The sequence below is a fragment of the Mesorhizobium sp. M7A.F.Ca.US.006.04.2.1 genome (assembly GCF_004022915.1).
Lineage (GTDB): Bacteria > Pseudomonadota > Alphaproteobacteria > Rhizobiales > Rhizobiaceae > Mesorhizobium > Mesorhizobium ciceri.
Map to the genome: position 1 here is coordinate 1 of NZ_RZQA01001573.1, position 569 is coordinate 569.

Sequence of the window (569 nt, forward strand, 5' to 3'; positions counted from 1 at the left end):
TGCGTGTGACGAGCAAAGGTCAAGTGACAATCCCACGGGATCTGCGGGAGACATTTGGGATTGGCGCCAACAGCGAAGTCATCTTCGGCATCGAGGGCGGCAAGATCACGATCACGCCGAAGCATGACAAGGGGCGGTTGGCCGACCGCGAAAGACTCGATCGTTTTCTTGCTGCGCTCGATCGGCTTGAGGGCAGCGGCGATCAGACAATGAATGCCGATGCCGTCATGGCTTTGACCCGGGATCGCTAATCTTGGCGACGCTTGTCGACACCAACGTGCTTGTCGATATCGCCGTTCGCGATCCCGTCTGGTCAAAGTGGTCGTGGTCCAAAATGGTGTCTGCCCTCGAGCAAGGCAGCCTGGTCATCAATCAGATTATCTACGCCGAGTTTTCGATGCGCTATGAGGCGATAGACGATGTCGATGATGCCTTGCCTGAAGACGAGTTCCGGCGCGAAAGTCTCCCGTTCGAGGCGGCCTTTGCTGCGTCGAGAGCGTTCTCGGTCTATCGGCGGTTGGGCGGACCTCGAGAGAAGGTGATGCCCGACTTCTTGATTGGGGCTCACG

2 protein-coding genes are annotated in these 569 nt (G+C 57.8%); both read left to right on the forward strand.

Annotated elements, in window-relative coordinates; translation table 11 throughout:
• The coding region (locus EN925_RS38795; protein ID WP_164894834.1) for an AbrB/MazE/SpoVT family DNA-binding domain-containing protein at positions 1-251 on the forward strand (251 nt) is incomplete at its 5' end.
• Positions 252-253: 2 nt separating this feature from the next.
• Positions 254-569: DNA-binding protein (locus tag EN925_RS38800; protein ID WP_128337502.1), on the forward strand; the 316-nt coding region annotated here is incomplete at its 3' end.